The sequence below is a fragment of the Falsiroseomonas stagni DSM 19981 genome, from assembly GCF_900114315.1.
Lineage (GTDB): Bacteria > Pseudomonadota > Alphaproteobacteria > Acetobacterales > Acetobacteraceae > Falsiroseomonas > Falsiroseomonas stagni.
The window spans coordinates 150,204-175,244 of the sequence record NZ_FOSQ01000004.1 but is presented as its reverse complement, the minus strand read 5'-3'; the positions used below and the strand labels follow the sequence as shown (position 1 = coordinate 175,244).

General features: G+C 71.6%; 27 protein-coding genes. 11 read left to right on the top strand and 16 right to left on the bottom strand.

Annotation, left to right across the window (positions count from 1 at the left end; genetic code table 11):
* Position 1 precedes the first annotated feature (1 nt).
* Positions 2-979 (top strand): Gfo/Idh/MocA family protein, encoded by a 978-nt coding sequence (locus BM041_RS13245; protein ID WP_092960189.1) that lies wholly within the window; start codon positions 2-4, stop codon positions 977-979.
* A gap of 41 nt (positions 980-1,020) precedes the next feature.
* A complete protein-coding gene (locus BM041_RS13240) occupies positions 1,021-1,323 on the top strand; it encodes a hypothetical protein (protein ID WP_092960187.1) in 303 nt (100 codons plus the stop codon).
* On the opposite strand, the gene BM041_RS13235 is transcribed toward BM041_RS13240, so the two are convergent.
* Positions 1,293-1,643 carry a hypothetical protein gene (locus tag BM041_RS13235; RefSeq protein WP_139226047.1) on the bottom strand — a complete coding sequence of 117 codons (351 nt, stop codon included), beginning with the start codon at positions 1,641-1,643 and terminating at the stop codon, positions 1,293-1,295. The two genes, BM041_RS13240 and BM041_RS13235, sit on opposite strands and share 31 nt — an antisense overlap.
* Before the next feature lie 47 nt (positions 1,644-1,690).
* On the opposite strand from BM041_RS13235, the gene BM041_RS13230 reads away from it, so the two are divergent.
* From BM041_RS13230 to BM041_RS13220, 3 genes are all read left to right on the top strand, one after another.
* Positions 1,691-2,041: a RidA family protein gene (locus BM041_RS13230; protein WP_092960524.1), complete on the top strand. Its 351-nt coding sequence runs from the start codon at positions 1,691-1,693 to the stop codon at positions 2,039-2,041.
* A gap of 408 nt (positions 2,042-2,449) precedes the next feature.
* The gene (locus BM041_RS13225; RefSeq protein ID WP_245762072.1) at positions 2,450-3,400 is read left to right on the top strand and encodes a CHAP domain-containing protein; all 951 of its coding nucleotides are present in this window, start codon (positions 2,450-2,452) and stop codon (positions 3,398-3,400) included.
* Between the two features lie 60 nt (positions 3,401-3,460).
* Entirely contained in the window at positions 3,461-3,973 is a 513-nt protein-coding gene (locus tag BM041_RS13220) for a cupin domain-containing protein (RefSeq protein WP_245762071.1), read from the top strand.
* A 58-nt stretch (positions 3,974-4,031) separates the two neighbouring features.
* Here the strand turns inward: BM041_RS13220 and BM041_RS13215 are convergent, their stop codons facing one another.
* The 3 genes from BM041_RS13215 to BM041_RS13205 form a co-directional block, all read right to left on the bottom strand.
* On the bottom strand, positions 4,032-5,027 hold the full coding sequence (locus BM041_RS13215) for a lysophospholipid acyltransferase family protein (RefSeq protein WP_175533906.1): 996 nt from the start codon (positions 5,025-5,027) through the stop codon (positions 4,032-4,034).
* The gene (locus BM041_RS13210) at positions 5,024-6,406 is read right to left on the bottom strand and encodes a cytochrome P450 (RefSeq protein ID WP_092960180.1); all 1,383 of its coding nucleotides are present in this window, start codon (positions 6,404-6,406) and stop codon (positions 5,024-5,026) included. Before BM041_RS13210 ends, BM041_RS13215 begins: the two co-directional genes overlap by 4 nt.
* A gap of 119 nt (positions 6,407-6,525) precedes the next feature.
* Positions 6,526-7,605 carry an alcohol dehydrogenase gene (locus tag BM041_RS13205; RefSeq protein WP_092960178.1) on the bottom strand — a complete coding sequence of 360 codons (1,080 nt, stop codon included), beginning with the start codon at positions 7,603-7,605 and terminating at the stop codon, positions 6,526-6,528.
* Between the two features lie 167 nt (positions 7,606-7,772).
* Between BM041_RS13205 and BM041_RS13200 the strand changes: the two genes are divergently transcribed.
* Positions 7,773-9,062, top strand: coding sequence for an NtaA/DmoA family FMN-dependent monooxygenase (locus tag BM041_RS13200; protein WP_092960176.1), 1,290 nt, complete (start codon positions 7,773-7,775; stop codon positions 9,060-9,062).
* Here BM041_RS13200 and BM041_RS13195 read toward each other — a convergent pair whose 3' ends face one another.
* A complete protein-coding gene (locus BM041_RS13195) occupies positions 9,063-9,545 on the bottom strand; it encodes a hypothetical protein (RefSeq protein ID WP_092960174.1) in 483 nt (160 codons plus the stop codon). It abuts the gene before it with no gap.
* An 82-nt stretch (positions 9,546-9,627) separates the two neighbouring features.
* Between BM041_RS13195 and BM041_RS13190 the strand changes: the two genes are divergently transcribed.
* A complete protein-coding gene (locus BM041_RS13190; RefSeq protein WP_281244544.1) occupies positions 9,628-10,158 on the top strand; it encodes a YidB family protein in 531 nt (176 codons plus the stop codon).
* A gap of 4 nt (positions 10,159-10,162) precedes the next feature.
* Here BM041_RS13190 and BM041_RS13185 read toward each other — a convergent pair whose 3' ends face one another.
* The 4 genes from BM041_RS13185 to BM041_RS30565 form a co-directional block, all read right to left on the bottom strand.
* Positions 10,163-11,131, bottom strand: coding sequence for a tripartite tricarboxylate transporter substrate-binding protein (locus BM041_RS13185; RefSeq protein WP_217648710.1), 969 nt, complete (start codon positions 11,129-11,131; stop codon positions 10,163-10,165).
* 137 nt (positions 11,132-11,268) lie between these two features.
* On the bottom strand, positions 11,269-12,351 hold the full coding sequence (locus tag BM041_RS13180; protein ID WP_092960170.1) for a toxic anion resistance protein: 1,083 nt from the start codon (positions 12,349-12,351) through the stop codon (positions 11,269-11,271).
* Entirely contained in the window at positions 12,348-13,118 is a 771-nt protein-coding gene (locus tag BM041_RS13175; protein WP_092960168.1) for a hypothetical protein, read from the bottom strand. The genes BM041_RS13180 and BM041_RS13175 overlap by 4 nt, the downstream gene beginning before the upstream one ends.
* Positions 13,115-13,291 (bottom strand): hypothetical protein, encoded by a 177-nt coding sequence (locus BM041_RS30565; RefSeq protein ID WP_175533905.1) that lies wholly within the window; start codon positions 13,289-13,291, stop codon positions 13,115-13,117. Before BM041_RS30565 ends, BM041_RS13175 begins: the two co-directional genes overlap by 4 nt.
* 180 nt (positions 13,292-13,471) lie before the next feature.
* Between BM041_RS30565 and BM041_RS13170 the strand changes: the two genes are divergently transcribed.
* From BM041_RS13170 to BM041_RS13155, 4 genes are read left to right on the top strand one after another with little or no spacing between them, the layout of a single operon-like run.
* Positions 13,472-14,326: a phosphate/phosphite/phosphonate ABC transporter substrate-binding protein gene (locus BM041_RS13170; RefSeq protein WP_092960166.1), complete on the top strand. Its 855-nt coding sequence runs from the start codon at positions 13,472-13,474 to the stop codon at positions 14,324-14,326.
* 28 nt (positions 14,327-14,354) lie between these two features.
* The gene (locus BM041_RS13165; RefSeq protein WP_092960164.1) at positions 14,355-16,274 is read left to right on the top strand and encodes an ATP-binding protein; all 1,920 of its coding nucleotides are present in this window, start codon (positions 14,355-14,357) and stop codon (positions 16,272-16,274) included.
* 60 nt (positions 16,275-16,334) lie between these two features.
* The gene (locus BM041_RS13160) at positions 16,335-16,700 is read left to right on the top strand and encodes an ArsR/SmtB family transcription factor (protein ID WP_092960162.1); all 366 of its coding nucleotides are present in this window, start codon (positions 16,335-16,337) and stop codon (positions 16,698-16,700) included.
* Positions 16,697-17,224 (top strand): SRPBCC family protein, encoded by a 528-nt coding sequence (locus BM041_RS13155; protein WP_092960160.1) that lies wholly within the window; start codon positions 16,697-16,699, stop codon positions 17,222-17,224. Before BM041_RS13160 ends, BM041_RS13155 begins: the two co-directional genes overlap by 4 nt.
* Before the next feature lie 89 nt (positions 17,225-17,313).
* Here the strand turns inward: BM041_RS13155 and BM041_RS13150 are convergent, their stop codons facing one another.
* Genes BM041_RS13150 through BM041_RS13120 form a run of 7 tightly spaced genes read right to left on the bottom strand, consistent with a single transcriptional unit; the run spans position 17,314 to position 24,964 of the window.
* On the bottom strand, positions 17,314-18,201 hold the full coding sequence (locus BM041_RS13150; protein ID WP_092960158.1) for an ABC transporter permease: 888 nt from the start codon (positions 18,199-18,201) through the stop codon (positions 17,314-17,316).
* The gene (locus BM041_RS13145) at positions 18,198-19,145 is read right to left on the bottom strand and encodes an ABC transporter permease (RefSeq protein WP_092960156.1); all 948 of its coding nucleotides are present in this window, start codon (positions 19,143-19,145) and stop codon (positions 18,198-18,200) included. The genes BM041_RS13150 and BM041_RS13145 overlap by 4 nt, the downstream gene beginning before the upstream one ends.
* Before the next feature lie 27 nt (positions 19,146-19,172).
* The gene (locus BM041_RS13140) at positions 19,173-20,675 is read right to left on the bottom strand and encodes an ABC transporter substrate-binding protein (RefSeq protein WP_092960154.1); all 1,503 of its coding nucleotides are present in this window, start codon (positions 20,673-20,675) and stop codon (positions 19,173-19,175) included.
* An 11-nt stretch (positions 20,676-20,686) separates the two neighbouring features.
* The gene (locus BM041_RS13135) at positions 20,687-22,198 is read right to left on the bottom strand and encodes an ABC transporter substrate-binding protein (protein WP_245762070.1); all 1,512 of its coding nucleotides are present in this window, start codon (positions 22,196-22,198) and stop codon (positions 20,687-20,689) included.
* Positions 22,199-22,203: 5 nt separating this feature from the next.
* On the bottom strand, positions 22,204-23,256 hold the full coding sequence (locus BM041_RS13130) for an ABC transporter ATP-binding protein (RefSeq protein ID WP_092960150.1): 1,053 nt from the start codon (positions 23,254-23,256) through the stop codon (positions 22,204-22,206).
* A complete protein-coding gene (locus tag BM041_RS13125; protein WP_217648709.1) occupies positions 23,253-24,242 on the bottom strand; it encodes an ABC transporter ATP-binding protein in 990 nt (329 codons plus the stop codon). Before BM041_RS13125 ends, BM041_RS13130 begins: the two co-directional genes overlap by 4 nt.
* Complete coding sequence (locus tag BM041_RS13120) at positions 24,242-24,964, bottom strand: DUF1028 domain-containing protein (protein WP_092960148.1); 723 nt, start codon at positions 24,962-24,964, stop codon at positions 24,242-24,244. Before BM041_RS13120 ends, BM041_RS13125 begins: the two co-directional genes overlap by 1 nt.
* Positions 24,965-25,041: the final 77 nt, after the last annotated feature.

Here is a 25,041-nt window from a genome sequence, read left to right as displayed (position 1 = left end):
GATGCTGGACGCCGCCATCGTGGGCATGGGGCGCTGGGGCCAGGTGCTGGCCAACAGCGTGCAGGGGAAGAACGATGCGGGGATCCGCTTCGTCTCCGGCTGCACCCGGACGCCGGCCAAGGCCGAGGCCTGGGCCGCCGAGAAGGGAATCCGACTGTTGCCGGACTACGAGGCGGTGCTGGCGGACCCCGCCGTGAAGGCGGTGGTCCTCGCCACGCCGCATGGGCAGCATGCGGAGCAGGTCATCGCCGCCGCCCGCGCCGGCAAGCACGTCTTTGTCGAGAAGCCCTTCACGCTGGACCGGGCCTCGGCCGCCGCCGCCGTCGCGGCCTGCCGGGAGGCGGGCGTTGTCATGGCGCTGGGCCACAACCGGCGCTTCCTGCCGGCGATCCAAATCATGAAGGCGATGCTGGCGGATGGCGCGCTCGGCACGCTGCTGCATGTGGAAGGGCAGTTCAGCGGGCCGGGCGCGCGCGCCTATGTGCCGGGCATGTGGCGGGCGGACCGGGCGGAAAGCCCGCTCGGCGGCATGGGCGGCATGGGCATCCACATGATCGACGCCATCATCAACCTGGCGGGCCGCTTCAAGGAGGTGACGGTGCGCAGCCATGCGCAGGTCAGCCAGACCATCGACGACACCACGGCGATGCTGGCGCTGCTGGAGCGCGGCGCGACCGTCGGCTTCGCCACCCTGTCCCTGTCCCCCAGCTTCTGGCGCGTGGCGCTGTTCGGGACGGAGGGCATCCTGGCGCTGCAAGGGCATGAGCACCTGACCTGGACGCCGCGGGAGGGCCAGGGTTGGGTGAAGGAGTTTCCGAAGACCGATATCGAAGCCGCTGAACTTGCAGCATTTGCAGCGGCGGTGGCCGGCGGCCCGGCCTATCCCCTGCCCGTCGAGGACGCGATCCATGGCGTGGCGGTGTTCGAGGCAATGATCGGTGCCGCGAATTCGGGCAGCACCTACGCCGTGGTGGCATAAGGGCGTGGCGGCGCGGCGCGCGGATGCGTTATGATCGGCGCATGAGCACGCCCCGCCGCAGCCTTCTCTCCTGCCTCCCGGTCGCGACCCTGGTCGCCAGCCCGGCCCTCGCCTTCCGGCTGGAAGCGCCGGGCGCCGCGGTGGCGGCGGAATACGGGGAAGGCGCCTGCGCGGAGCAGCAGGTGCATGAGGCGCTGCGCGCGGAGCTGGACCGGCTGCTGGAAGGCCGCCCCCTGCCCGCGCCGATCGACCCGCAACTGGCCCGCCTGGCGCGCTGCCCCTTCTGCGGCTGCGGCGTGGCCGGCGCCGCGGATCACGGGGAGAACCGGCCCATCCCGGGCTGATCCGAAGGGGGCTGATCCCGCCAGTAGCGGACGCGCCATCCCGGCCCGAGTTCGGCGGCGAGCCACGCGGCCAGGTGCCGTCCCTCGGCCTCGAACCCCTCGGGATCCGGCATGGCCGGGGATGCGGCGGGGTCGTTCCAATCGAAGCCAGCTTCGAAGGCGTCTGCCCAGGCGAGCAGCGCCGCGACCAGGGCAGGCGGGATCGGCAGGGCGGCGGGGTCGATGTTCCCGGGCTCCCCCCCATCCCGCCACAGCGGCCAGCATCGGTAGTCCGGCATCACCTTGATGCCGCGCGCGGCACCGTCTTGCCCGTCTGTCATGGCCCGCCTAGGAGATGGGCGCCAAACCGCTCGAGGAGCAATGCGCGATGTCCAAGATCACCCGCCAGGGCAGCAACCCCATCCTGTCCTCCTCGGTGGAGTACCACAACTTCGTCTACCTGGCCGGCATGACGGCCGATGACCTGTCCCAGGACATCACGGGCCAGACCCGCCAGGTGCTGGCCAAGATCGATGCCGCGCTGGAAGCCAACGGCACGGACAACACCCGCCTGCTGCAGACGCAGATCTGGCTGAAGGACATCCGCGACCGCGACGCCATGAACAAGGTGTGGGTGGAGTGGCTGGGCGATGCCGGCCGCCCGGTGCGCGCCTGCGTGGAGGCCAACATGGCCGATCCGCGCCACCTGGTGGAGATCATGGTCACGGCCTGCCGCTGAGGCAGCGGGTCCGGGCCTGCCGGGGCGGCGTCGGGTGAACCCCGGCGCCGCCCTTTCTCTTGGGCCCTCGGTGGGCGCCGCCTGCTCCGGAGGCGGCCCGAAATACCCCCGCCGCGGGGGCATATTCCTGGATGGCATGACTGTCATGTTACGGAGTCACGACCGGCGGCGCGAAGGCCCCAGAACCGTGACAAAAATGCCGCAACACTGTGTCGTCGTGTTTCGTCAGGTTTCGTTCTAGGATGATAATCTGTTTCGCGCGGCATTCACGGACGCTCGATGAGCGAATCACGCCGGATTTCGCGGGGTAACAAAGGATCGGGTTGTCCCTCCTCCAGGTGCCGGGTACCGCCGTTGTCACGGAGCGCCAGTCGGTGCCCGGAGGGCAGGCAAATCGGGGGATCACTCATGCGGGCGACGGGCACGCTGGCTGTATTCTGCGTCCTGTTCGGGACGGCGGCCTTCAGCGCGGACACGGCTCAGGCGACGGAGCGCAACCCGCGCACGGCCCAGAAGCAGGCGCGCCCGGGCCAGGTGGCCGTGACCCCGCCCCGCCCCCCCGCGACCCAGGCCGCAACCCGCACCGCCGCCGCCAAGCCCGCCCAGCCCGCCAGCCGCCAGGCCGCCGCCACGCCGCCGCGCGGCACCCAGATGGCCGCGCTGCCGCCACCCCCGCCGCCCGCCCCCGCGCCGCGCGTGCGCGTGCTGAACGAGATGCCGGCCAGCCGCGCGCCCGCCACCGCGCAGCCCGCGCCGGTGCGACTGGCCTCGGTCGGCGTGATCCGCCCGGCGATCGCCAGCCCCGCCATCGGCCTGGGCGGCACGCCCATCCTGCCGGTCTCCATCAGCGGCGGCCTGTCCTGCGTGCCCTTCGCCCGGATGGCGACGGGCATGAACATCAGCGGCGATGCCCGCATGTGGTGGCACAACGCCGCCGGCACCTATGCCCGCGGCAATGCGCCGGAACGCGGCTCCGTCCTGGCCTTCACCGCCTCCGGCGGCATGTCGCGCGGGCATGTCGCCGTGGTCAGCCGGGTGGTGAATTCCCGCACCATCCATATCGACCACGCCAATTGGGGCGGCCCCGGCATCCGCCGCGGCGCCGTGATGCGCGGCGTCGTCGTGATCGATGCTTCCGACCGGAATGACTGGACGGCGGTGCGCGTGCAGGTCGGGCATCATGACGACGCCTTCGGCCGCACCTATTCCACGCATGGCTTCATCTACAACCGCCCGGCCCATGGCGGCGGCCGCATGATGGAAGCGCGCGCGCCGGCCTACCAGGAAGTGGCGGAGGGCGCGCCCTCCCCCCATGTCGCGCAGCATATGCGCCTGACGTCGCAGCTCTTCGCGGAGTAGTTTGCCCGCTTCCCCCGGCCTGCTGGCATGATGCGCCAGCAAGGATGGGAGGATCGGGCGATGCATGAACGCGGCGGAGATGGGGCGGAGCGGTTGCTGCTGCCGGAGGGGGCCTGCGAAAACGGCACCATTCCCAACAATCCGCGCCTGCCGGTGCTGCTGCATCGCGGCGCGGTGCGCGCCGGCGATCCGGCGGCGGCGGAGGCGCTGTTCGCCCGCCATGGCTGGCCGCCGGCCTGGCGCAACGGCATCTACGATTTCCACCACTACCACCCCAACGCGCATGAGGCCCTGGCCATCGTGGAGGGGGCGGTGCGCGTCCGGCTCGGCGGCGATCCCGGCGTGACGATCGACCTGCAGGCGGGGGATGTGGTGGTGCTGCCGGCGGGGACGGGGCACCGCAACCTCGGCGCCTCCGCCCGGCTGCTGGTGGTGGGCGCCTATCCCCCGGGCGATCCGCCGGAGCAGTTCACGGGACGGCCCGGGGAGGCCGCGAAAGCCGCCCATGCCATCCCCGCCACGCCGGACCCGCCCTGCGATCCCGTGACGGGCGCGCCCTATCCGGCGGCGTGACGCGGGTCAGCGGTCGAACCTCCCCCGACCGCTCAGCGGTCGAACCTCCCCCGACCGCTCAGCGGTCGAAGCGAAACGCGTGCAGCATGAACCATTGCTCGGGATGGGCGCGCACCACGGGTTCGATCGCCGCATCCAGCAGCGCCATGTCGTCCAGCATCCCCTGGCGGCCACGGCCGGGCGGTCCGACGTCCACCGGGGGCAGGAAGGTCAGGCGGAAGCGGGGCCCCTCCGCGATGCGGAGCGCGTAGCACGGCACGATGGCGGCGCCGGTATGCGCGGCCAGGCGCACGGCCCGCATGATGTTCCCGTCCGGCTTCGGCGCCCGCCCGAACCGCGGCGCATGGACCCGCCCTTCCCAGTATTCGTCGACGTAGTAGAGCAGCGCGGAATGACCGCCGGCCAGCAGGCGGTGGGCGTGGAAGGCAGCATCCAGCGTCGGCAGGATGGGGTTGGAGATGGGCGCGTCGGCGAAGCGGCGGCCAAGGTTGCGCATCCTGAAGGCGATCCGCATCCGGAAGCGGTTGGGCAGGCGCTGGAAGATGGCATGGAAGGGCAGGCCAACCTTGGCGAGGCCGAGATGCACCATCTCCCAGTTCCCGACATGCAGCCCCGCGACGATGATCGGCCGCCCGGCCTGGCGAAGGCAGTCGATCACCTCCCGCCCCTCGATCTCGATGCGGTCTTCCAACAGGAAACGGTACTGGGCGGAGAATTCGGCAAAGCAGCGGCCGATATGGACCCAATGCGCATCGAGCAGGCGCTCGATCTCCGCATCCGCCGCCTCGGGCCGCAGGTGCCGAAGCAGGGCGCGGGCGCGGTCGGCGGGACGCCTGCGGCCGAGATGATGCCCCAGTGTGGCGCCCATGGAGGAGACGGCCTGGCTCGGCAGCAGGCGCATGAGGTGATGGACGCTGTAGTCCAGCAGGCCCCAGGCGGGGTCGCGGACCCAGTGCCGCCACAGCGCGCGGCGCTGGTCCCAGCGCCAGGGCGGCGGCGGGTAGAGGACATCCAGCGCGCGGCTGTCCCGCGCCGGGTCCGGCGGCGGCTTCACGCCGGCCATACGCGCATCGGCAGCGTCTCACCCGGGCGGAGCGTCAGGCGGGCCACCGCCTCCACCACCGTCCCCTCCACCAGTTCCAGCCGTGCCGCCTGGCGGAGCGTGGCGAGGCAGATCATCGCCTCCGCCAGGCCCAGCTGCTGGCCGGTGCAGACGCGGGGCCCGACGCTGAAGGGGATATAGGCGTGGCGGGAGGGGCGCGGCGCGCCGGGCATGAAGCGATCCGGGATGAAGGCGTCCGGCTGGTCCCAGAGGCCGGGCTTGCGGTGCAGCAGCCAGGGCGCGACCAGCAGCATGGTGCCGCGCGCGACCTCCCGCCCGGCGATGCGGCCGGGGGCGATCGCCTCCCGCGTCAACAGGGGCACGGGGGGGTAGAGGCGCATCGTCTCCTCCAGCACCGCGCGGGTGAAGGGGAGGTTCGGCAGATCCTCCAGCACCGCCGGGCGGCCGCCCAATACCGCGGCGAGTTCGGCGTCGAGCCGGGCGGCGCTGGCCTGGTCCTGGCTCAGGATGAACAGTGCCCAGGCCATGACATTGGCTGTGGTCTCGTGCCCCGCCATGAACAGCACGATCGCCTCGTTCCGGAAGGCGCGGCGGTCCATCGGCAGGCCGGTGCCGGGGATGCGGGCCTCCGCCATGGAGCGGATGAGGGAGGCCTCCTGCGCGTCCCCGTCCAGGATTCCGGCGATCAGCCCATCGACCACGGCATGGATGCGCCGCGCCGCGCGGCGGGTGCGGCCGCCGGTGAAGCGCGGCAGCCAGGCCGGCAGGCCGAGGAAGGAGGCGAGGTCGATCTGGTCCACCAGCGCCTGGTATTCGGCGAAGGCGGCGACGACATCCGCCGCGGCTTCCGCCCCCAGCCCGCGGCCGAAGATGGTGCGGCAGATGATCTCGGCGGTGAGCTGGCCCATCGCGGCCAGCGCATCGATGGACGTGCCGGGGGGCAGGCGGCGCCAGGCCTCCGCACGGGCGGTGGCGGCTTCCGTGATGGCGGGGGCGAGTTCGGGCAGGCGCGTCGCGTGGGTGACGGGGGCGACGACGCGACGCCTCTCGCGCCAGAGCGGGCCGTCGGAGACGAAGAGCCCGTCGGCCAGCAGCGGGATCAGGGCGCGGCGATGCGGGGCGGATTTGCGCTGGAAGGCCTCATGCTGGTCCACGAAGGCCTCGGCCACCGTCGCGGGGCTGTTGCAGATCACCAGCTGGCGGAACAGGATCCGGCGGAAGATGACATCGGCCTTGAAGGCGCTGGGCGGGAAGACGGACAGCCAGTTGCGCCGGGCGAGGGCGAGGAATCGCCGGATCGGCGGCAGCCGCGGGGGCCGGGCCGGGAAAGGCGGCGTGAAGGGCGGCGGTGAGGCGGCGATGCCGGGCATGGCGCGATTGTAGGACGGATTTCGCGCCGCACCATGCCCGGGCCGGTCCGCCCGGCGGTCCTGGTCAGACGGCCTCCGCCGTCAGATCCGTTTCAGACGGCCTCCGCCGTCGGGCCGCTTTAGACGGCCTCCGCCGTCAGGACGATCCGCCCCGTCACCTGCCCGGCCCGCAGCCGCATCAGCGCGCTGTCGGCCTGCGGGAAGGGTTCGCGGGTGATGGGGATGCCGGGCAGGCTGCCGGATTGCGCGATCCTGACCAGGGCGCGCAGTTCCTTGGGATTGCCGACATAGCTGCCCTGGATGGTGACGGCGCGCATGGCCATCAGCGGCAGGGGCAGCGACAATTCGCCGCCGAACAGCCCGACCTGCACCAGCTTGCCGCCCTTGCCCAGCGCATCGAAGGCGAAGCGCGCGGTGGCGCTGCCGTTCACCAGGTCCACCACCGCCATCACCGGCCCGCCACAGACTTCCACGAGTTTCGCCGCGACGTTGTCGCCGCGGGCATCGACGGTATCGGTCGCGCCGGCTGCCTTCGCGGCCTCCAGCTTCTCCGCGCCGATATCGACGGAGACGATGCGGCGATGCCCCATCGCCCTCAGCACCGCGATGGCCTGCAGGCCGAGGCCCCCGGCGCCGACCAGCACGATGGGATCGTCCGGCTCCATCGGCATCAGCTTGTTGATGGCGGAATAGACGGTGATGCCGGAACACGCATAGGTCGCGGCCAAGGCGAGGTCGAGATTGCCGGGATCGACGAGGTGGCGCGGTTCCGGCACCAGGATATGCGTGGCGTAGCCGCCATTCTGGAAGACGCCGAGGGAACGCCCATTGGCGCACATATTGTCTTCCTCCGCCCGGCAGCGGGCGCAGGTGCCGCAGCCCACCCAGGGGAAGACGATGCGGGTCTGGCCGACTTCCAGCCCTTCACCCCCCTTTTGGCCCTCCGCCTCCGGCCCCCAGGACAGCACGCGGCCCACCGTTTCATGCCCCATGGCCAGCGGCAGCTTCACGCCGCGGTCGGAGAGCTTCATCTTGCCCCGGCTGCCGAGGTCGTATTCGCCTTCCCAGATATGCAGGTCGGAATGGCAGACGCCGGCATGGGTGACTTCCAGCAGCACCTGCTTGCCGGTCGGCACCGGCGTCGGCAGTTCGATCTCCTGCAACGGCTTTCCCGTCTCGACCACGGCCCAGGCCCGCATGGCGCATTCCCTCCTCACGCTTCAGCGGCAGGCCAGCACCGGGGCCCATCGGGGTCAAGCTTGACAGGGGCGCGCGCGGCTTGGCCCACTGGCGCTGCCGGCGCGGATCAGGAAGCGCCGCGGGGGATGGAACACCGCCGGTCGCGTCAACCCGCGAAAGGCTGCGCATGGACCGCCCGTTTCACCTCGCCTGGTTCGTCTCCCGCGGCTACGGTCCCAAGGCCTGGCGGTATGAATGGGGCGGCGACCAGTCCCGCTGGATGATGCCGGACCTCTTCGTCGACCTTGCCGTGTCGATGGAACGCGCGGGCTTCGACTATGTGATGATGGAGGACAGTTCGAACGTCCCCTACACGCACAAGGGCACGCATGACGACTACCTGAAATACGCGATGGCGACGCCGAAGCTCGATCCCGCGGTGCTCGTTCCCTACATGGCGATGGCGACGAAGCGGATCGGGCTGGTGACGACGATGTCCACCACCGAATACCCGCCCTTCCTGCTGGCCCGCCTGGTGAACACGCTGGACCACGTCACCGAAGGCCGCGTCGGCTGGAACATGGTGACGGGCAGCAATGATGGCGGCGCCCAGAATTACGGCCTGGACCGGCAGTTCGAGCATGATGAGCGCTATGACCGCGCGGATGAGTTCGTCGAGATCGTCACGCGGCTCTGGGAAAGCTGGGCGCCGGATGCGGTGGTGATGGATCGGGAGGCGCCGTTGTTCGCGGATGGCGCCAAGGTGCAGGCGCTGCACTACAAGGGGCGCTTCCACCAGGTGCGCGGGCCGCTCAGCGCGCCACGATCGCCGCAGGTGCGGCCGGTGCTGTGCCAGGCGGGCGGATCGCCGCGCGGGCGGCAATTCGCGGCGCGCTGGTCGGACACGATCATCACCTCGGCGAAGGATGTGGCTTCGATGCGCGCGACGCGGGATCGCATCCGCGCCGATGCAGTGGCGATGGGGCGCGACCCCGATGGCATCAAGGTGCTGTTCCTGATCGACCCGCTGGTGGACCACAGCCCGGAAGCCGCGGAGCATCGCCGGCGCATCCTGGAAGCCGATGTGGCGCTGCATGTGGACCAGCACCTGGCCTCCGCCTCGCGGCTCAGCGGGATCGATTTTTCGCGCTTTCCGCTGGATGAGCCGTTGCCGAAACTGACAAGCAACGGCCACCAATCGGTGGTGGATCGCTTCGTCGGGCTGACGCCGCGGCAGGTGGCGGGGCGGGCGGAACTCGGCATCCGCTTCACCGGCACGGTGGGCCAGGTGGCGGGGATGATGGCGGAGGCGATGCAGGAGGCCGGCGGCGACGGTTTCCTGATCGTCCATGCCGATTTCACGCGCCGCTACATCGCGGAGATCTGCGACGGGCTGGTGCCCGAATTGCAGCGCCGCGGCCTGACCCGGCGGCGCTACGAGCACGCGACATTCCGGGATAACCTGCTGGCCTTCTGATCAGCGCAGGCCGAGCGCGCGGCTGGTGCAGGCTTCCAGCGCCAGCATGATGTCGCGCATCGGCATCCCGGCCTCCCAACTGTAGCGGTGCCGCCCGTATTCGATGACGAGCGGCCCGCGGGAGGCCATCAGCGCCTCCGCCGTCCGGGCATCGAGTTCCGCCCAGGCGCGATCCCCGCTGGCGGCACCGGGCAACTCGCGTCGCCCAGCGGCGGTGAAGACCGTCAGCACATGCGGCGCCTGCAGCGGGGGGATGGCGGGGACGCTGATGGAAAAGGCGCGGTCGCGCGTGAAGGCGATGCGCATCAGGGCGGTGACGCTGCCATTGCTGGCGGCGCAGCGCTGGAAGACGCCATTCTCGAACACCCGGATGATCGCGGCGTGACCGGCCCGGCCGACGAATTGCTGCCGGTGGGTCTGCGCCGCCGCCACGGCCGCGCAGGCCAGCAGCATCGCGAGCGCGAGCACGCCCACCCTTCCCATGCCGTGCCTCCTCACCATCCGGCCCGCCGCCGGAGGCGCGGGGCGTGGCCGCCAGCATCGCCGAAAAGCCTGAATCAGGCGTTTGCCCGCGGGGTGCGGGGATGCCGAACCCCGCGCCAAGGGCGGCGTTGCCCCGGGGGGTTCGCCGCGCGGAAGGCCCCGCCTGCGGGGTGGGGAGGCGGGGCGATCCGGGGGCGCGGCATCCCCGATGCCGTCGGGCGGCGGGCTGGGCGGCATGAAGGGCATGGCGCTGATGGCGTTGCTCGCCACCCTCATGCGGGGCCAGGGCGGCGCGCGGGGGCTGGCCAGCCTGACGGAGCAGTTGCGCGGCGCCGGGCTCGGCGACCGCGTGGATAGCTGGGTGCAGGACGGGCCGAATGCGGCGCTGACCCCGGATGAACTGCGCCGCGCCATCCGGCCGGGGGCGCTGGACCAGGTCGCCGCCGCGACCGGCGAGGGCCAGGACGACATCCTGTCCCGCCTAGGCCGCGGCCTGCCGGGGATGGTGGACCGGCAGGCGCCCCGGGGGCGCCTGCCGATGCGGGACGAGGACCTGCCACAGGCGGAGCCGGATGACCTGCTCTCGCCCTTCGGGCTGGGGCGGCGGGGCTGAAAACCTAATCCGGCCGGATCGCGTTGTCCCGCACCACGCGGCCCCAGGTGGCGATCTGGGCGGAGAGGAAGGGGCCGAAGACGGCCTCCCCCTGCGGGTCCAGGTCGATGCCGAGGCCGATGACGCGGGCGCGGACCTCCGGGATGGCAAGCGCGCTGCGCAGCGCCGCCTCCATCCGCTGGCGGATCGCGGCGGGCAGCCCGGCGGGGCCGAGGAAGCCCCAGAAGGCGCGGGCATCGATGCCAGGGACGCCGGATTCCACCAGAGTCGGGATGTCGGGCATGGAGGGCGAGCGCGTGGCCCCGGTCTGGGCCAGGGGCATCAAGGCGCCGCTGTCGATATGGACGCCGATGGCGGGGCGGGTGGCGATGGGCATGTCGACCTCCCCGGCCACGGCGGCGACGGAAAGCGGGCCGCCGCCGCGATAGGGCACATGCACCAGCTGCAGCCCGGCCGCCTTGCCGACCAGCGCCATGGTCAGGTGGGCCAGCGACCCGTTGCCGATGGTGCCGTAGGTCAGCGTGTCGGGGCGCGCCTTCGCGGCTTCCGCCATGGCGGCGAAGCTGCGCCAGGGGCGGGTGCGATGCGCGGTCAGCACCATGGGCGCGGTGCCGAACAGCAGCAGCGGCGTCAGGTCGCGCTCCGTGTCGAAGCCGATGGTCGGGATCAGCGCCGGGTTCACCGCATGGGTGTCGAAGACCAGCACCCAGTTGTTGCCATCCGGCGCGCTGCGCGCGACCAGCGCGGTGCCGAGCGCGCCGGAGGCCCCTGCCCGGTTCTCCACCACGATGGGCTGGCCGAGCGCGGCCTGGAGATGGGGTTGCAGCAGGCGGGACAGCGCATCGGTGGACCCGCCCGGCGGAAAGGGCACGACGATGCGGACCGGGCCGCTCGGCCAGGATTGCGCAAGGGCCGGCAGGGCGAGCGTGGCGCCGGCGGCAGCCAGCAGCGCGCGGCGCGAGAGATGCGTCATGACGGTGATCCTCCCTGGTGTTCTTGCCCGCCATCTGGCCCGGGAAGGCACGAGGGCGCAACGCGCATTCGCGCGGCGCCGGGGGAGGTTGACCGACGGGCCGGGCGACGTGGCGCAGGCCACGCCCCGGACGCCCGTTAGACCGGCCGCGTGACCGGCGCGCCGGCCTTGGCCTGGACCAGCACGCGGCGGATGTCGCCTTCCAGCTTGGCCAGTTCCTCCGCCGCGCGGGCGCGCTGGCCGCGGGCCTCATCGGCGATGCGGAGCGAATCCTCGATGGTCGCGACCAGCGCGGCATTGGCCTTCTGCACGGCGGCCAGGTCGAAGATCCCGCGCTCCAGCTCCGTCCGCGCCTCCGCATTGCCGCGGCGCAGCGTCTCCGCATTCGCGGTCAGCAGCTGGTTGGTCAGGTCGGTGGCCTGCTTCACGGCGGCGCCGGCTTCGCGCATCCGGTGGATGGCCAACGCCTGGGCGAGCTGCTGGCGCCACAGCGGCACGGTATTGGCCAGCACGGAGTGGATCTTGCTGGCCAGCGCCTTGTCATTCTCCTGGATCAGCCGGATCGAGGGCAGCGCCTGCATCGCCACCTGGCGGGTCAGGCGCAGGTCATGCACGCGGCGGTCCAACTCGTCCCGCGCGCCGCGCAGGTCCCGCAGCCGTTGCGGCCCCAGATCGTCGCCGGGATTGGCGGCGAGCGCGGCTTCCATGGCCGGGATCGCTTCCTGGTCGGTGCGGGCCAGCACGGCCTCTCCGGCCTGGACGTGGTCGCCGAGGGCATGGAACCATTCGAGCGTCGCCTGGTAGAGGCGTTCCAGCCGCTCCACATCCTCCAGCAGCCGGGTGCGATGGGTGTCGAGCCTGTCGCCGATCCCCTCGATCTGGCCCTTCACCGTCTCATACTTCTGGATGATGCCGGTGACTTCCGCGCCGGCCTTGGTGAAGACGCGGGCGAAGAAGCCGGGGCGTTCGTCGAGCCTGGTGACATCGAAGCCGCGCAGGGTCGCGAGCAGGGAGGACAGGGTGCGCCCGGCCTCCCCCGTCTCCTGGTTCCTCGCCCCTTCCAGCATCGCATCCGCCGCGGCCTGGGCGCGCGTCTGCGTCTGCTGCCCGAAGCGGAGGATGGAGCCGGGGTCGGAGAGGTCGATCTGGCGGGCCAGATCCTCGATCGCGGGAGCCGGCGTGCCGGGGGCGGGCGTCGCGGTCGGCTGGGTGGTGCTCATGCGTATCCTTCCTGGCGCAGCCGGTCGGCCAGCACCTTCACCTGGATCTCGAGGGCCGCACTCTCCTCCGCGCGCAGCCGGGCGCGGAGGTCCTCCGCGGCGGTCTGGAGGTCCGCCAGCAGGGGCGCCATGCCGGGCGGCGGCTCGGCGCCGGCCTCCAGGCGGTCGGCGATCCGGTCCAGCCCATCGAGGTGGACGGCCAGGAAACGGCGGGCCAGCGGCAGCCGGTCCGGCCGGGCATCGAGGTCATCCAGCACGGCGGCGATGGCGCCGGTGACGCCGGCCAGGCTCGGCACCGCGGCGATGCGGGCCAGGCGGGCGCGGGCATCGTCCAGCGGGCCGGGGGCGGCGGGGGGTTCCGGCGCCTCCACTTCCGGCACCGCGCCGTCATACAACAGGCGGGTGCCGGCCCAGGCACCGGCGGCCAGCAGCACGGCCAGCGGCGCGGCCATCTGCGCGCCCAGCCCGGCGATGAGGCCGGTGGCGACCGCGACGATCACGGCGGCGCGGCGCGTATCCCCTGCCCTGCCCCGCCGCAGAATCCGCACCGCCAGAAGCGGCAGGCCGACCCCGAGCGCGGCGGCAACGACGCCCCGCGTGTTGCCGCGCGCGATCTCGATCACCGCATCCGGCAGCAGCGGCCAGGTGAAGAGCGGCAGCAGCAGGCCGCGCGTGCCGGCGCGGAAGCGCCCGGCCTGGTCTTCCAGCTTCGCGCGCGCATCGCGCCAGGCATCCGGGCGGTGCCAGCCGGGGCCCGCCTGGTTCATCGGAACAGCGCCAGGATGCAGGCCATCCAGAGCGTCAGGCCGAGCAGCCACATGCCCGCCACCCGCCGGACCGGCCAGGGAATGGCGGGCAGCAGGATACGCGGCCGCGCCAGGCGGCGCGGGCGGGCTTCCAGGCCTCGGGTGGCATCGGGAGGGGGGGCGGTGTCGCGCATGGCGTCCCAGAGATCGCCCCTTCGCCAGGCGGCATCAAGCCCCGCTTGCGGCAAGTTGCGGGCAGGACAGGCCCTGTTTTGACCTCGGAAAGGCGGCGGCGCGAGAATGGCTGCGTCCGGGCCGATTGCGTGCCAGAATGATCGCCGGACCAGGACGGCAGCGGAGGGAGACGCAGGGCAGTGACCCAGAACCTGACAAGACGGGCGGTCGGCGCCGCTGCCCTGCTGGGCGCGCCGGCCCTGCTGGCCGGCCCGGCCAGCGCGCAGTCGGCGCCCCTGCAATTCGGCGTCATGCCCAATGTCAGCCCCCGCGTGCTGCTGACGCAGTACCAGCCCTTCCGTGCCTTCCTGGAACAGGACCTCGCCCGGCCGGTGGAGGTGGTGACGGCACCGGGGCTGGCGCCCTTCCATGAACGGACGGTCGCCGGCGCCTATGGGCTGGTGGTGACGGCGGCCAATCTCGGCCGCGTCGCGCAGCAGGATGCGGGGCTGCGCCCCTTCGCGATCTACGAACCGCGCATCCCCGGCCTGCTGGTGGCGCACCGGGACCGGCCGGTCACCGACATCGGCGCGATCCGGGGCCGGCAGGTCGCCATGACCAACCCGCAATCGCTGGTGGCGCTGAAGTTCGTCCACTGGGCGCGCGACCGCGGCATCCGCATCGGGCAGGACGCCAGCGCCGTGCATGCGCGGAACGAGGACAGCCTGGCGCAGCTCCTCACCGGCCCCGCCACGCCGCTGGCGGTGATGAGCCGGGGCGAGTTCAACGCCATCGGCCCCGCGGTGCGGGACACGCTGGTGGTCTGGCAGCAATTCGCCGCCGTGCCGGCCTTCCTGATGCTGCTGGGCGCCGGGACCCCGCCGGAGGAGGCGCGCCGGATCACCACCTGCATCGGCCGCTTCCCCGGCAGCGATGCCGCGCGCCAGTTCTTCGAGCTGACGGGCTTCCGCGGCATCCGCCCGGTGACCGATGCCGATTTGGCGGAGGTGGATGACGTGGTGGAGGAGACCCGCACCCTCCTGCGCAGCGCCTGATTTCGGCGCTGTCCTGGCTGCGCCTGGCATGCTGCGGAGCATCCCCTTCCGCCTGAAGCTGTTCACGCTGGCGGCCTGCGCGCTGGTGGCACTGGCGGCGGCCCTGACCATGATCCAGGACCGCCTGGTGCTGCGGGTGCTGGAAGCGCAGTTCGAAAGCCGCGCGGTGGCCGCCCGGCCGATCCTGCAGGCGGCGCTGGCGGCGCCGCTGGCGGAGCGGGACTTCGCCACCATCCAGGCCATCATCACGGAAAGCGTCAACGCCGGCAGCTTCGCGCATATGGTGCTGCTGGATGCGGGCGGGCAGCCGGTGGCGGCGGCAGGCTGGGATGTGGCCCGGGATGGCACGCCCCGGCACCAGGCCAGGCCGCTGGCCATGCCGGATGGCGATACCCGGATGGTGTACGAGACGGCGGTGACCATGGCGGGGCAGCAGCTCGGCACCGTGCATTTCGGCATGTCGCTGGCGCCGATCGAGGCCGCGCACGCGGCCCTCGTCACCGGGGGCGTGGTGGCGGCGATCCTCTGCGTGGCGCTGATGGTGCCGGTGGTGGAGCTGGGCTCCCGCTGGCTGTTCCGGCCGCTGCGGCGGCTGGAGGCGGCGGCGGCGGCGATCCGCGCGGGCGACTACGACACGCCGCTCAACCCCCACGCGCTGCGCGCCCATCCGGCGCGGGAGGGCGCGGGCGACGAGATCGCGCGGCTCGGCAGCACCTTCATCGCCATGGCGACCGCGATGCGGGAGAGGCTGGAAGCCCTGTCGGCCAGCGAGGCGCGGCAGCGCGCCCTGCTGGAGGAAGCGAGGCTGCGGGAGGTGCTGCTGCGCAACGCCAAGGAGCAGGCGGAGGTCGCGACCCGCGCGAAGAGCGAGTTCCTGGCCAATATGAGCCACGAGGTGCGCACGCCGCTGAACGGCATCCTCGGCATGGCGCAGATCCTCTCGACCTCCGAGCTGAACGAGGCGGACCGGGAGGCGGTGCAGGTGATCCTCGACAGCGGGAACCTGCTGCTCGGCATCATCAACGACATCCTTGATATCTCCCGCCTGGAATCCGGGCGCGTGAAGATCGATGCCGCGCCGGTGGAGACTGTGCCGATGCTGTCCCAGCCGCTATCCGCCCTGGCCGCCGCCGCGCTGCGCAAGGGCGTGGGCTGGACGGTGGAGATGGCGCCCGACCTGCCGCGGCAGATGCTGGCGGACCGGATGCGGGTGGCGCAGGTGCTGGTGAACCTGGCCGGCAATGCGGTGAAGTTCACGGAACAGGGGGAGATCCGCATCCGCGCGCGGTGGATCCCGCTGCCCGCCGGCGGCAGGCTGCGGGTGGAGGTGGCCGATACCGGGATCGGCATCCCGCGGGAATCCTGGCCCCAGCTCTTCGAACGCTTCGCCCAGGCGGAGATGTCGACGACGCGGCGCTATGGCGGCTCCGGCCTCGGCCTCGCGATCTCCCGCCAATTGGTGGAGCTGATGGGGGGGCGGATCGGCTTCGACAGCCAGCCCGGCCTTGGCAGCACCTTCTGGTTCGAACTGCCGCTCGGCCTGCCGGCGCAGGCGCGGATGGAGGCGTCGGGCGGGCGGCGCGTGCTGGTGGTGGAGACGCTGCCGAGCCACCGCACCGCGGCGGGCGCCCTGCTGCGGCAGCTGGACCATGCCGTCACCGCCGTGGGCGACGGGGAAGCGGCGGCCGCGGCGCTGCGGGACCATCCCTTCGACGTGGTGATGCTGGACCTCGACGCGCCGGATGGGTGGGAGATGGCATCGCGGCTGCGCGGCATCACGGCGCGGCGGGCGGCGGTGCCGATCATCGGCACCTCCGAACAGCCCGACCCGGCGCTGCGCGAACGCTGCGGGGCGGCGGGGCTGGCGGGGCTGCTGGCCAAGCCCATGCGGCTGCGGGACCTGCACCCCGCGATCCAGTCCGCGGTGGCGGAGGCGACGGCGCGGTAGTGCCGCTGATAGTCAACATAAAGGTTGACTGACAGATCGGCGCAGCCGATATTCAACTACATGGTTGAATCAGAACCGGCAGCCCTCGACAGCGTCTTCCGCGCCCTTGGCGATGCCACGCGGCGCCGGATGCTGCAGGACCTGGCGGCGGGGGAGCGGACGGTCGGCGACCTGGCCGCGCCGGCTGCCATGTCCCTCGCCGCCGCGTCCAGGCACATCCAGGCGCTGGGACGGGCCGGGCTGATCCACCGTGAGGTCCGGGGCCGCACCCATTGGTGCCGGCTGGCGCCCGGGCCGCTGGCTTCCGCCCATCGCTGGCTGGCCTTCTACGAGGGCTTCTGGACCGGCCGGCTCGACGTGCTCGAACGCCTGCTCCGGGAGGAGGAGGCGATGCGCAACCGGACCCCGAAGGGAGACGAAGGATGAGCGACCTGCTCGATACCCATGGCGTAGTGGATGCCGATTCCACGCTGACGATCCAGCGCCTGCTCCCCGGCCCCATCGAACGGGTCTGGGCCTATCTGACGGAGGGCGCGTTGCGCCGGCAATGGCTGGCGGCCGGCGAGATGGAGATGCGCGTCGGCGCCGAGTTCGAATTCGTCTGGCGGAACGACGACCTCAGCGGCGGCGCCGGCGCCCGGCCGGAAGGCTTCCCGGCGGAGCACCGGATGCGGAGCCGCATCACGGCGCTGGAAGCGCCTCGGCTGCTGGCCATCGAATGGGGCAGCACGGGCGGCGTGACCTTCCTGCTGGAACCTGCCGGGGGCCATGTGCTGCTGACCCTGACGCATCGCCGGGTGGCGGAGCGCGCGACGCTGCTGAATGTCAGCGCGGGCTGGCACGCCCATCTGGATGTGCTGGTCGCGGTGGCGGAGGAGCGGCTGCCGCCGCCCTTCTGGCCGGGGTGGCTGCGGCTGAAGCAGGACTATGCCGCAAGGCTGGGGGGCTGAGCGCCCCCCGCCCCTCAGCGCCTGTCGGCGCCTTTGACTTCAGCGCCTGTCGGCGCCCTTGCCGTCAGCGCCTGTCGGCGCCCTTGCCTTCAGCGCCTGTCGGCGCGGGGATCCAGCGCATCCCGCAGCCCGTCGCCGACCAGGTTGAAGGCGAGCACCACGATGAAGATGGCAGCGCCCGGCGCGATGGCGAGCCAGGGCGCGCCATCGAGGAAACGCTGGGCGCTGTTGAGCATCGACCCCCAGGACGGCGCCGGCGGCTGCTGGCCGAGGCCGAGGAAACTGAGGGAAGCCTCGGCGATGATCGCCTCCGCGATCGCCAGCGTGGATTGCACCAGCAGGGGCGGGATGATGTTGGGCAGGACGTGGACGAAGGCGATGCGCCAGGGCGGGTTGCCGAGCGCGCGCGATGCCTCCACCCAATCCGTGCTCTTCGCATCCAGCGCCATCCCGCGGGCCAGGCGGACGAAGACGGGGCTGGCGGTGATGGCGATGGCGATCATCGCATTCTCCAGCGCCGGGCCGAGGAAGGCCGCCAGCGCGATCGCCAGGATCAGGAAGGGGACGGAGAGCATGGCATCCGCGATGCGGGAGATCGTCGCATCCACCCAGCCCCCCGCCAGGCCCGCAAGCAGGCCGATGGGCACGCCGATCAGCACCGCGCCGAGCACGGAGATGACGCCGGCCATGAGGGACGCCCGCGCCCCCCAGATCAGGCGCGACAGCACGTCCCGCCCGTTCTCATCCGTGCCGAACCAGTGCAGCGCTGAGGGCGGCTTGCGGATGTTGGACCAGCTGGTGGCGATGGGGTCGTAGGGCGCGATCCAGGGGGCCAGCGCCGCGATCAGGATGAAGGACAGCACCACCACCAGGCCCGCCACCGCCAGCTTGTGGCGCAGGAAACGGCGGACGGCGCGGCGGGCGGGGGATTGGCCGCGCTCCAGCGGCGGCGCCTTGGTGGCGACGGTGGTGCTCATGCCTGCCTCAGGCGCGGGTTGATCGCCATGTAGAGGATATCGGCGATGAGGGAGAGGAGGACGAAGATCAGCGCGGTGGCCAGCACGACGCCCTGCACCACCGGATAATCCCGGTTGAAGACGGCATCGACGACCAGCTTGCCGAAGCCGGGGATGGTGAAGATCTGCTCCGTCAGCACGGCGCCGGCCAGCAGGCGGCCGAATTCGATGGTGCCGAGCGTGACCACCGGGATCAGCGCGTTGCGCAGCGCGTGGCGGCGGATGACCGATTTCTCCGACACGCCCTTGGCGCGGGCGGTGCGGATGTAGTCCTGGCTGAGTGCCGTCAGCATCGCCGCGCGGGTGTGGCGCATGAGGACGGAGGCGACGCCGGTGCCCAGCACGAAGGCGGGCATGATGGTGGTGGCCAGCGATTGCACGGGGTCTTCCCACAGCGGCACGTAGCCCGATGGCGGCAGCCAGCCGAGTTCCACGCTGAACAGCAGGATCATCATGATGCCGAGCCAGAAATTCGGCGTGGAGATGCCGAACAGCGCGATGCCGTTCGCCGCCCAATCCGTCGCGGTGTCCCGCTTCACGGCGGAGAGGATGCCGAGCGGCACGCCGATGATGATGGCGATGATGAAGGACATGGTGGCGAGCTGGATCGTCACCGGCAGCTTCTGGAGGATGAGGTCCGTCACCGGCATGCGGATGCGCCAGGAGAAGCCGAAATCCCCCTGCACGACATTGCCGACCCAATACAGGTACTGCTCCACGATCGGGCGATCGAGCTTCAGTTCCTCCCGGATCTGCTGCAGCACCAGCGGGTCGCCGCGTTCCTCGCCGGCCAGGATCAGCGCGGGATCGCCGGGCATCAACTGCTGCAGGCCGAAGATCATGAAGGAGAGGATGATGAGCGTCGGGATGATCTGCCCGATGCGTCGCAGGAGCCAGGCCCACATGGTCAGGCGATCCTTTGGGTCAGATGGTCAGTCAAGGCGAACATCCTGCAGGCGGATGAGGCCATCGGGATGCGCCTGCAAGCCGCGGACACGGGCGCTGTAGGCGGTGATGTTCATGCGGTGCCAGAGATACATCCGGCTGCGGTCCCGCCCGATGGCGATGCGCCAGGCGGCGTCATAGAGCGCGAGGCGCTTCGGCGGATCGGTCTCCGCGCGCGCTTCGTCCAGCAGGCGGTCCACCTCGGGGTCCGCGTACTTGCCCTCGTTGGTGGCACCCCGGCTGTGGGCGCCGTGGTAGATGTTGCCATCGGGATCGGGGCGGCCGGACCAGGCGGTCAGCGAAGCCTCGAAATCCCCGCGGTTCGAGGCGGCGAGGCCGGAGGCGTATTCCATGGCGTTGAGGCGGAGGTCGAAGCCCGCTTCCCGCACCATGGCCTGGATCATCTCCCCCACCTGCCGCAGGTCCGGGCTGTTGGGGACGGTCAGCGAGAGGGAGACGGGTGTCGTGGCGCCGGCTTCGCGCAGAAGCGCGCGGGCGCGGTCGAGGTCCCTGCCCGGCACCGGCCCGATGGCACGGAGGTGGTAGGGGGAGGCCGGTGGCACGGGCTGGACGGTGGGCGTGTACTGGCCGCCATAGACCACCTGGTTGATGGCCTGCCGGTCGATCGCGGCCTCGAACGCCGCGCGGATCCGGGCATCCTGGCCGAAGGGCGTGCGGGACCGCGGGCCGTTGGCGATGTTGAAGGTGATGACCTGGTAGCCGAGTTCCTCGGCCTGGGCGATGCGGAGGCGCGCGTTGCGGCGGAGCGCGGGCACGTCATCCGGCTCCACCTGCATCGCGACATCGAGCGCGCCGGCCTGGAGGTTGGCACGGCGCGCGGTGTTGTCCGGGATGGCCTGGAAGGTCACGCGCGGGATGTGGATGCGGGCCGCGTCCCAGTATTGCGGGAAGCGGTCGAGGACGATGCGGTCCTGGGCGATGCGTTCCACGAAGCGGAAGGGGCCGGCGCAGACGGGGGCGCGGCCGAATTCACGACCCATGGATTCCGTCGCCGCGGGGCTCAGGATCATGCCGGCGCGGTCGGAGAGCTGGGACAGGAAGGCGCCGGAGGGGGCATCGAGGCGGAGCAGGATGGTCAGCGGGTCCACCACCTCGATCGCCTGGAGGTTGGTGAGTTCGCCGCGGCGGAAGCTGCCCTGCATGGTCAGGTGGCGATGCAGCGAATGGCGCACGGCCTCCGCATCCATCGGGCGGCCGTCATGGAAGGTGACGCCGGGGCGGAGCGTGATGCGCAGCGTTCGCTGGTCCGCCCAGGACCAGCCGGTGGCGAGCTGGGGCACCAGCCCCAGCTTGTCATCCACATCGAACAGCTTGTCGCAGAGCCCGATGAAGACCGTGCGGCTGGCGAAGGTGCGCGCCAGCGTCGGGTCCAATATGTCGGGGTCGTCCTTCAGGCCGATGCGCAGCGGCTGTCCCGCGGCGGGTGCGACCGCCGCGAGAAGCGCGAGAAGCGTCAGGACACCGCGCATCGGTCGCTTCCTCAGTTCAGGCGCATGCCCTGCAGGCGGATCAGCCCGTCCGGCACCGGCACGAAGCCCGTCAGCCGCGTGGTGTGGCCGACGATGTTCTTGCGGTGCCAGAGGTAGATCAGGCCGAGGTCCTGCGCCCGGGCGCGCCACATCTGCTCATACAGCGCAGCGCGGCGGGCCTGGTCGGATTCCACCCGCGCGGCGGCGATCAGGCGATCGACCTCGGGGTTGGAATACTTGCCGTCATTCTGCGGGCCCTGGCTGTGGATGAAGGTGAAGATGTTGCCATCGGGGTCCGCGCGGCCCGACCAGGCGAGCAGATAGGTCTCGAACTCACCGCGCGTCGCGGCCTGGAGGGAGGAGGCGAATTCCATCGCGTTCAGCCGCAGCTCGAAGCCGGCTTCGCGCACCATGGCCTGGATGACCTCGCCGACCTGGCGGAGATCCGGGTTGTTGGGGATGGTCATCTCCACCTGGACGGGCGTGCGTACGCCGGCCTCGGCCAGCAGGGCGCGGGCGCGGGCGACATCGCGCGCGGGCGCGGTGATGGAGCGGGCGTGATAGGGGTTGGAGGGCGGCACGGCCTGGGCGGTCGGCGTGTACTGGCCCTCATAGACCACCTGGTTGATGGCGGCGCGGTCGATGGCGAGTTCGAAGGCGCGGCGCACCCGGGGGTCCTGCCCCATCGGCGTCTGCGCGCGGGCGCCATTGCCGACATTGATGGTGATGCCCTGGTAGCCGAGTTCGTCGGAGACGCTGACGCGGAGCCGCGAATTGCGGTTCACCTGGCGGAGGTCATCGGGCTCGATCGTCTGCACCAGTTCCAGCGAGCCGGATTGCAGATTGGCCAGGCGGACGGTGTTGTCCGGGATCGGCAGGTAGGTCACGCGGTTGATGTGAATGCGCGACGCGTCCCAGTACTCAGGAAAACGTTCCAGCACGATGCGGTCCTGGGCGATCCGTTCCACGAAGCGCATCGGGCCGGCGCAGACGGGGCGGTTGCCGAAATTGCGGCCGGCGGCCTCCGCGGCGCGGGGGCTCACGATCATGCCGGCGCGGTCGGTGAGCTGCGACACGAAGGGCGCGAAGGGTTCGCGCAGGCGCACGCGGACGGTCTGGGGGTCCACCACCTCGGCCGAGGTCATGGAGTTGATCTCGCCACGGCGGAAGCTGCCCTGCATGGTCAGGTGCCGGGTCAGCGAATAGACGACGCTCTCCGCCGTCATCGTGTCGCCATCGTGGAACTTCACGCCCTGGCGGATGGTGATGAGCAGGCTCTGCGGGTCTTCCCAGCGATAGCCGGTGGCGAGCTGGGGGACGATCTCCAGCTTCTCATTGATGTCGAAGAGCTTGTCGCAGAGGCCGGCGAAGACGATGCGGCCGACGAAGGTGCGGGCCAGGGTGGGGTCGAGGATATCGGGGTCCTCGCGCAGGCCGATGCGGATGTTCTGCGCCTGCGCGGCGGGCGCGGCGGAAAGGGCGGCCAGGGCGACGAGGCCCATGGCGAGGGTCTTGCGGATCATTGCCGTCATTCTCCCGTTCGTTGGTCGCTGAAGAAGGCTTGCAGGCGCTTGAGGCGTTCGCCGCCGGCATCGCGTTCATGCCGCGCGGCGGCGGGGGGCAGTTCCGCCTGCCGGTGGCAGGCGGCGCGGTGCCCGTGATCCGCCAGGGGAGGTATCTGCGCGGCGCAGATCGCCTCGGCATGGGGGCAGCGCGTACGGAAGCGGCAGCCGCTGGGCGGATCGATCGGGCTCGGCGCATCGCCTTCCAGCAGCGCGGCCGCGCCCTTGGTGTGGCCCTGCCCCGGCACGGCGGCGAGCAGCGCGCGGGTGTAGGGGTGCTTCGGGTTCGAGAAAACCTCCGCGGTGGGGCCTTCCTCCACGATGCGGCCGAGATACATGACGGCGACGCGATCCGCGATGTGGCGCACCACGCCGAGGTCGTGGCTGATCAGCACGAAGGTCAGGCCGAGTTCGCGGATGAGGTCCTGCAACAGGTTGATGACCTGCGCCTGCACCGAGACATCCAGCGCGGAGACCGGTTCGTCGCCGACGATCAGCCGGGGGCCGGAGGCGAGCGCGCGGGCGATGGCAATGCGCTGGCGCTGGCCGCCGGAGAATTCATGCGGCCAGCGCCGCGCGAGTTCGGGGCGGAGCCCGACGCGGGAGAGCAACTCCGCCACGCGGTCGCGTTCCTTCGCCCGCGGCACGATGCCGTGCAGGCGCAGCGGTTCCGCCACCGCCTGCTCCACCGTCATGCGCGGGTCGAGGCTGGCGAAGGGGTCCTGGAAGATCAGCTGCATGTCGCGCCGCCGGGCGCGCAGCGCGGCGGGGGAGAGGCTGCGAAGGTCCTCGCCCTCGAACAGGATCTGTCCCGAATCGGGTTCGATCAGGCGCAGCGCCAGGCGGCCGAGCGTCGATTTCCCGCAGCCGGATTCGCCGACGATGGCGAGCACGCTGCCGCGCGGCACGCTCAGCGAAACGCCATCCACCGCGCGCACCGCGCCCTTCGACCGGCCGAGCGCATCGCGCACGGGGAAGGCGCGGACGACGTCGCGGAGTTCCAGCATCGGCGCGGTCATGCGGCGTTCTCAAGAAGCGTATCGAGCGGTTCACGCCAGCAGGCGACGTGGTGGCCGGGCAGGACTTCCCCGAGTGGCGGCGCTTCCTCCCGGCATTTCGCCACCGCGAAGGGGCAGCGCGCGGCGAAGCGACAGCCGGGCGGCGGGTGCATCAGGTCCGGCACCGTGCCCTCGATGCTGGCGAGGCGGGCGGCGCCGCCTTCCAGCTTCGGCGCGGCGCCAAGCAGCCCGATGGTGTAGGGGTGCTGCGGCGTGGCGAACAACTGCTCCGCCGGGGCGCGTTCGGCGACGCGGCCGGCATACATCACCACCACATCATCGGCATGGTCGGCCACCACGCCGAGGTCGTGGGTGATGAGCACGACGGCCGTCCCCGTCTCCCGCTTCAACTCGTCGATCAGGGCCAGGATCTGCGCCTGCACCGTGACGTCGAGCGCGGTGGTGGGTTCGTCCGCGATCAGCAGCCGCGGCTTGCAGGCCAGCGCCATGGCGATCATCACGCGCTGGCGCATGCCGCCGGAGAGCTGGTGCGGATACTGGCGGGCGCGGCGGGCGGCATCGGGGATGCGGACCCGGGCCAGCATCTCCACCGCGCGGTCGAAGGCCGCCTTGGGATCCAGCTTCTGGTGGATGCGCAGCGCCTCCGCCACCTGTTCGCCGGCGGTGAAGGCGGGGTTCAGGCTCGTCATCGGCTCCTGGAACACCATCGCCATCTCGCCGCCGCGCTTGCCGCGCCATTCCTCGGGCGTCAGGGTCGAAACCTCCCTCCCCGCCAGGCGGATGGAGCCGCCGATGCGGCCGCCACCCGGCAGCAGGCCCATGATGGCCAGCGCGGTCACGGATTTGCCGCAGCCGCTTTCGCCGACGACCGCGGTGGTGCGCCCCGGCGCGACGGCGAAGGAGATGCCATCGACCGGGCGCAGCAACCCGCGATCGGTCGGGAAGCTGACGGTGACGTCGCGCAGTTCGAGGACGTTGTCGGCCACTATTCCTGCTCCGCCTGGGCGGCGCTGATCGCCGCCTGGATCACGGCGCGGTCGAAGACGCCGGGGTGGTCGGCGCCCCACTGGTCTACGCTGGGCAGGAAGCGCCGGAAATGGCGCGTGTAGCCGTGCCACACGCGGTAGATGCGCCGCAGTTCCGCCAGCGGGTCCGCATGGTCATCCACCCGCAGGTCGAGGTCGGGGATCGGGCCATCGGACGCCACCTGGAGCGCGACCGATTGCCGCCCGCGCTTGTCGCCGCCCGCAGCCTCCCCGGCTTCCATCGCCAGCATCAGGCGTTCGGCCAGCGGCAGGCCGGCGCTGCCGAGGAAGGCGTCGCGAGTCGCCTCGATCACCTGCGGGCCGGCCAGCATGTTGCCGGCGACGGAGACATCCTGCGCCGCGACATGGCCGCACCAGCCGATGCAATCCGCGCCGGTGTGGCGCGCGGAACGGCCATCGGCGGAAAGCACATGCGCCTGGCGGGTGGCGCGGCCGGCATCGGCGGCGATGAGGCTGCCGAGGGCGTCTTCCGCCCCCTGCCCCGCCTTCAGCGCCGCGAGGGCGCGCGGCGCGATCCAGGGGTTCACCAGGGCCTGGGTGGCCGCGGCGCCGACGCCGCCCTCCACGCGGGGGCAGAGGGCGCCCACGGCCAGGAAGCGGCTGGCCACGGCCACGCCGAGTTCGCCCGTCGCCGCGTCACGCGCAAGGATGGACCAGGTCATGGGCGGTCATGTGACACAGACTTGCGTGGACGCAAGCCTGTATCCCAGCCCCTTGGCGCGTCACGGGGCAGGAAACT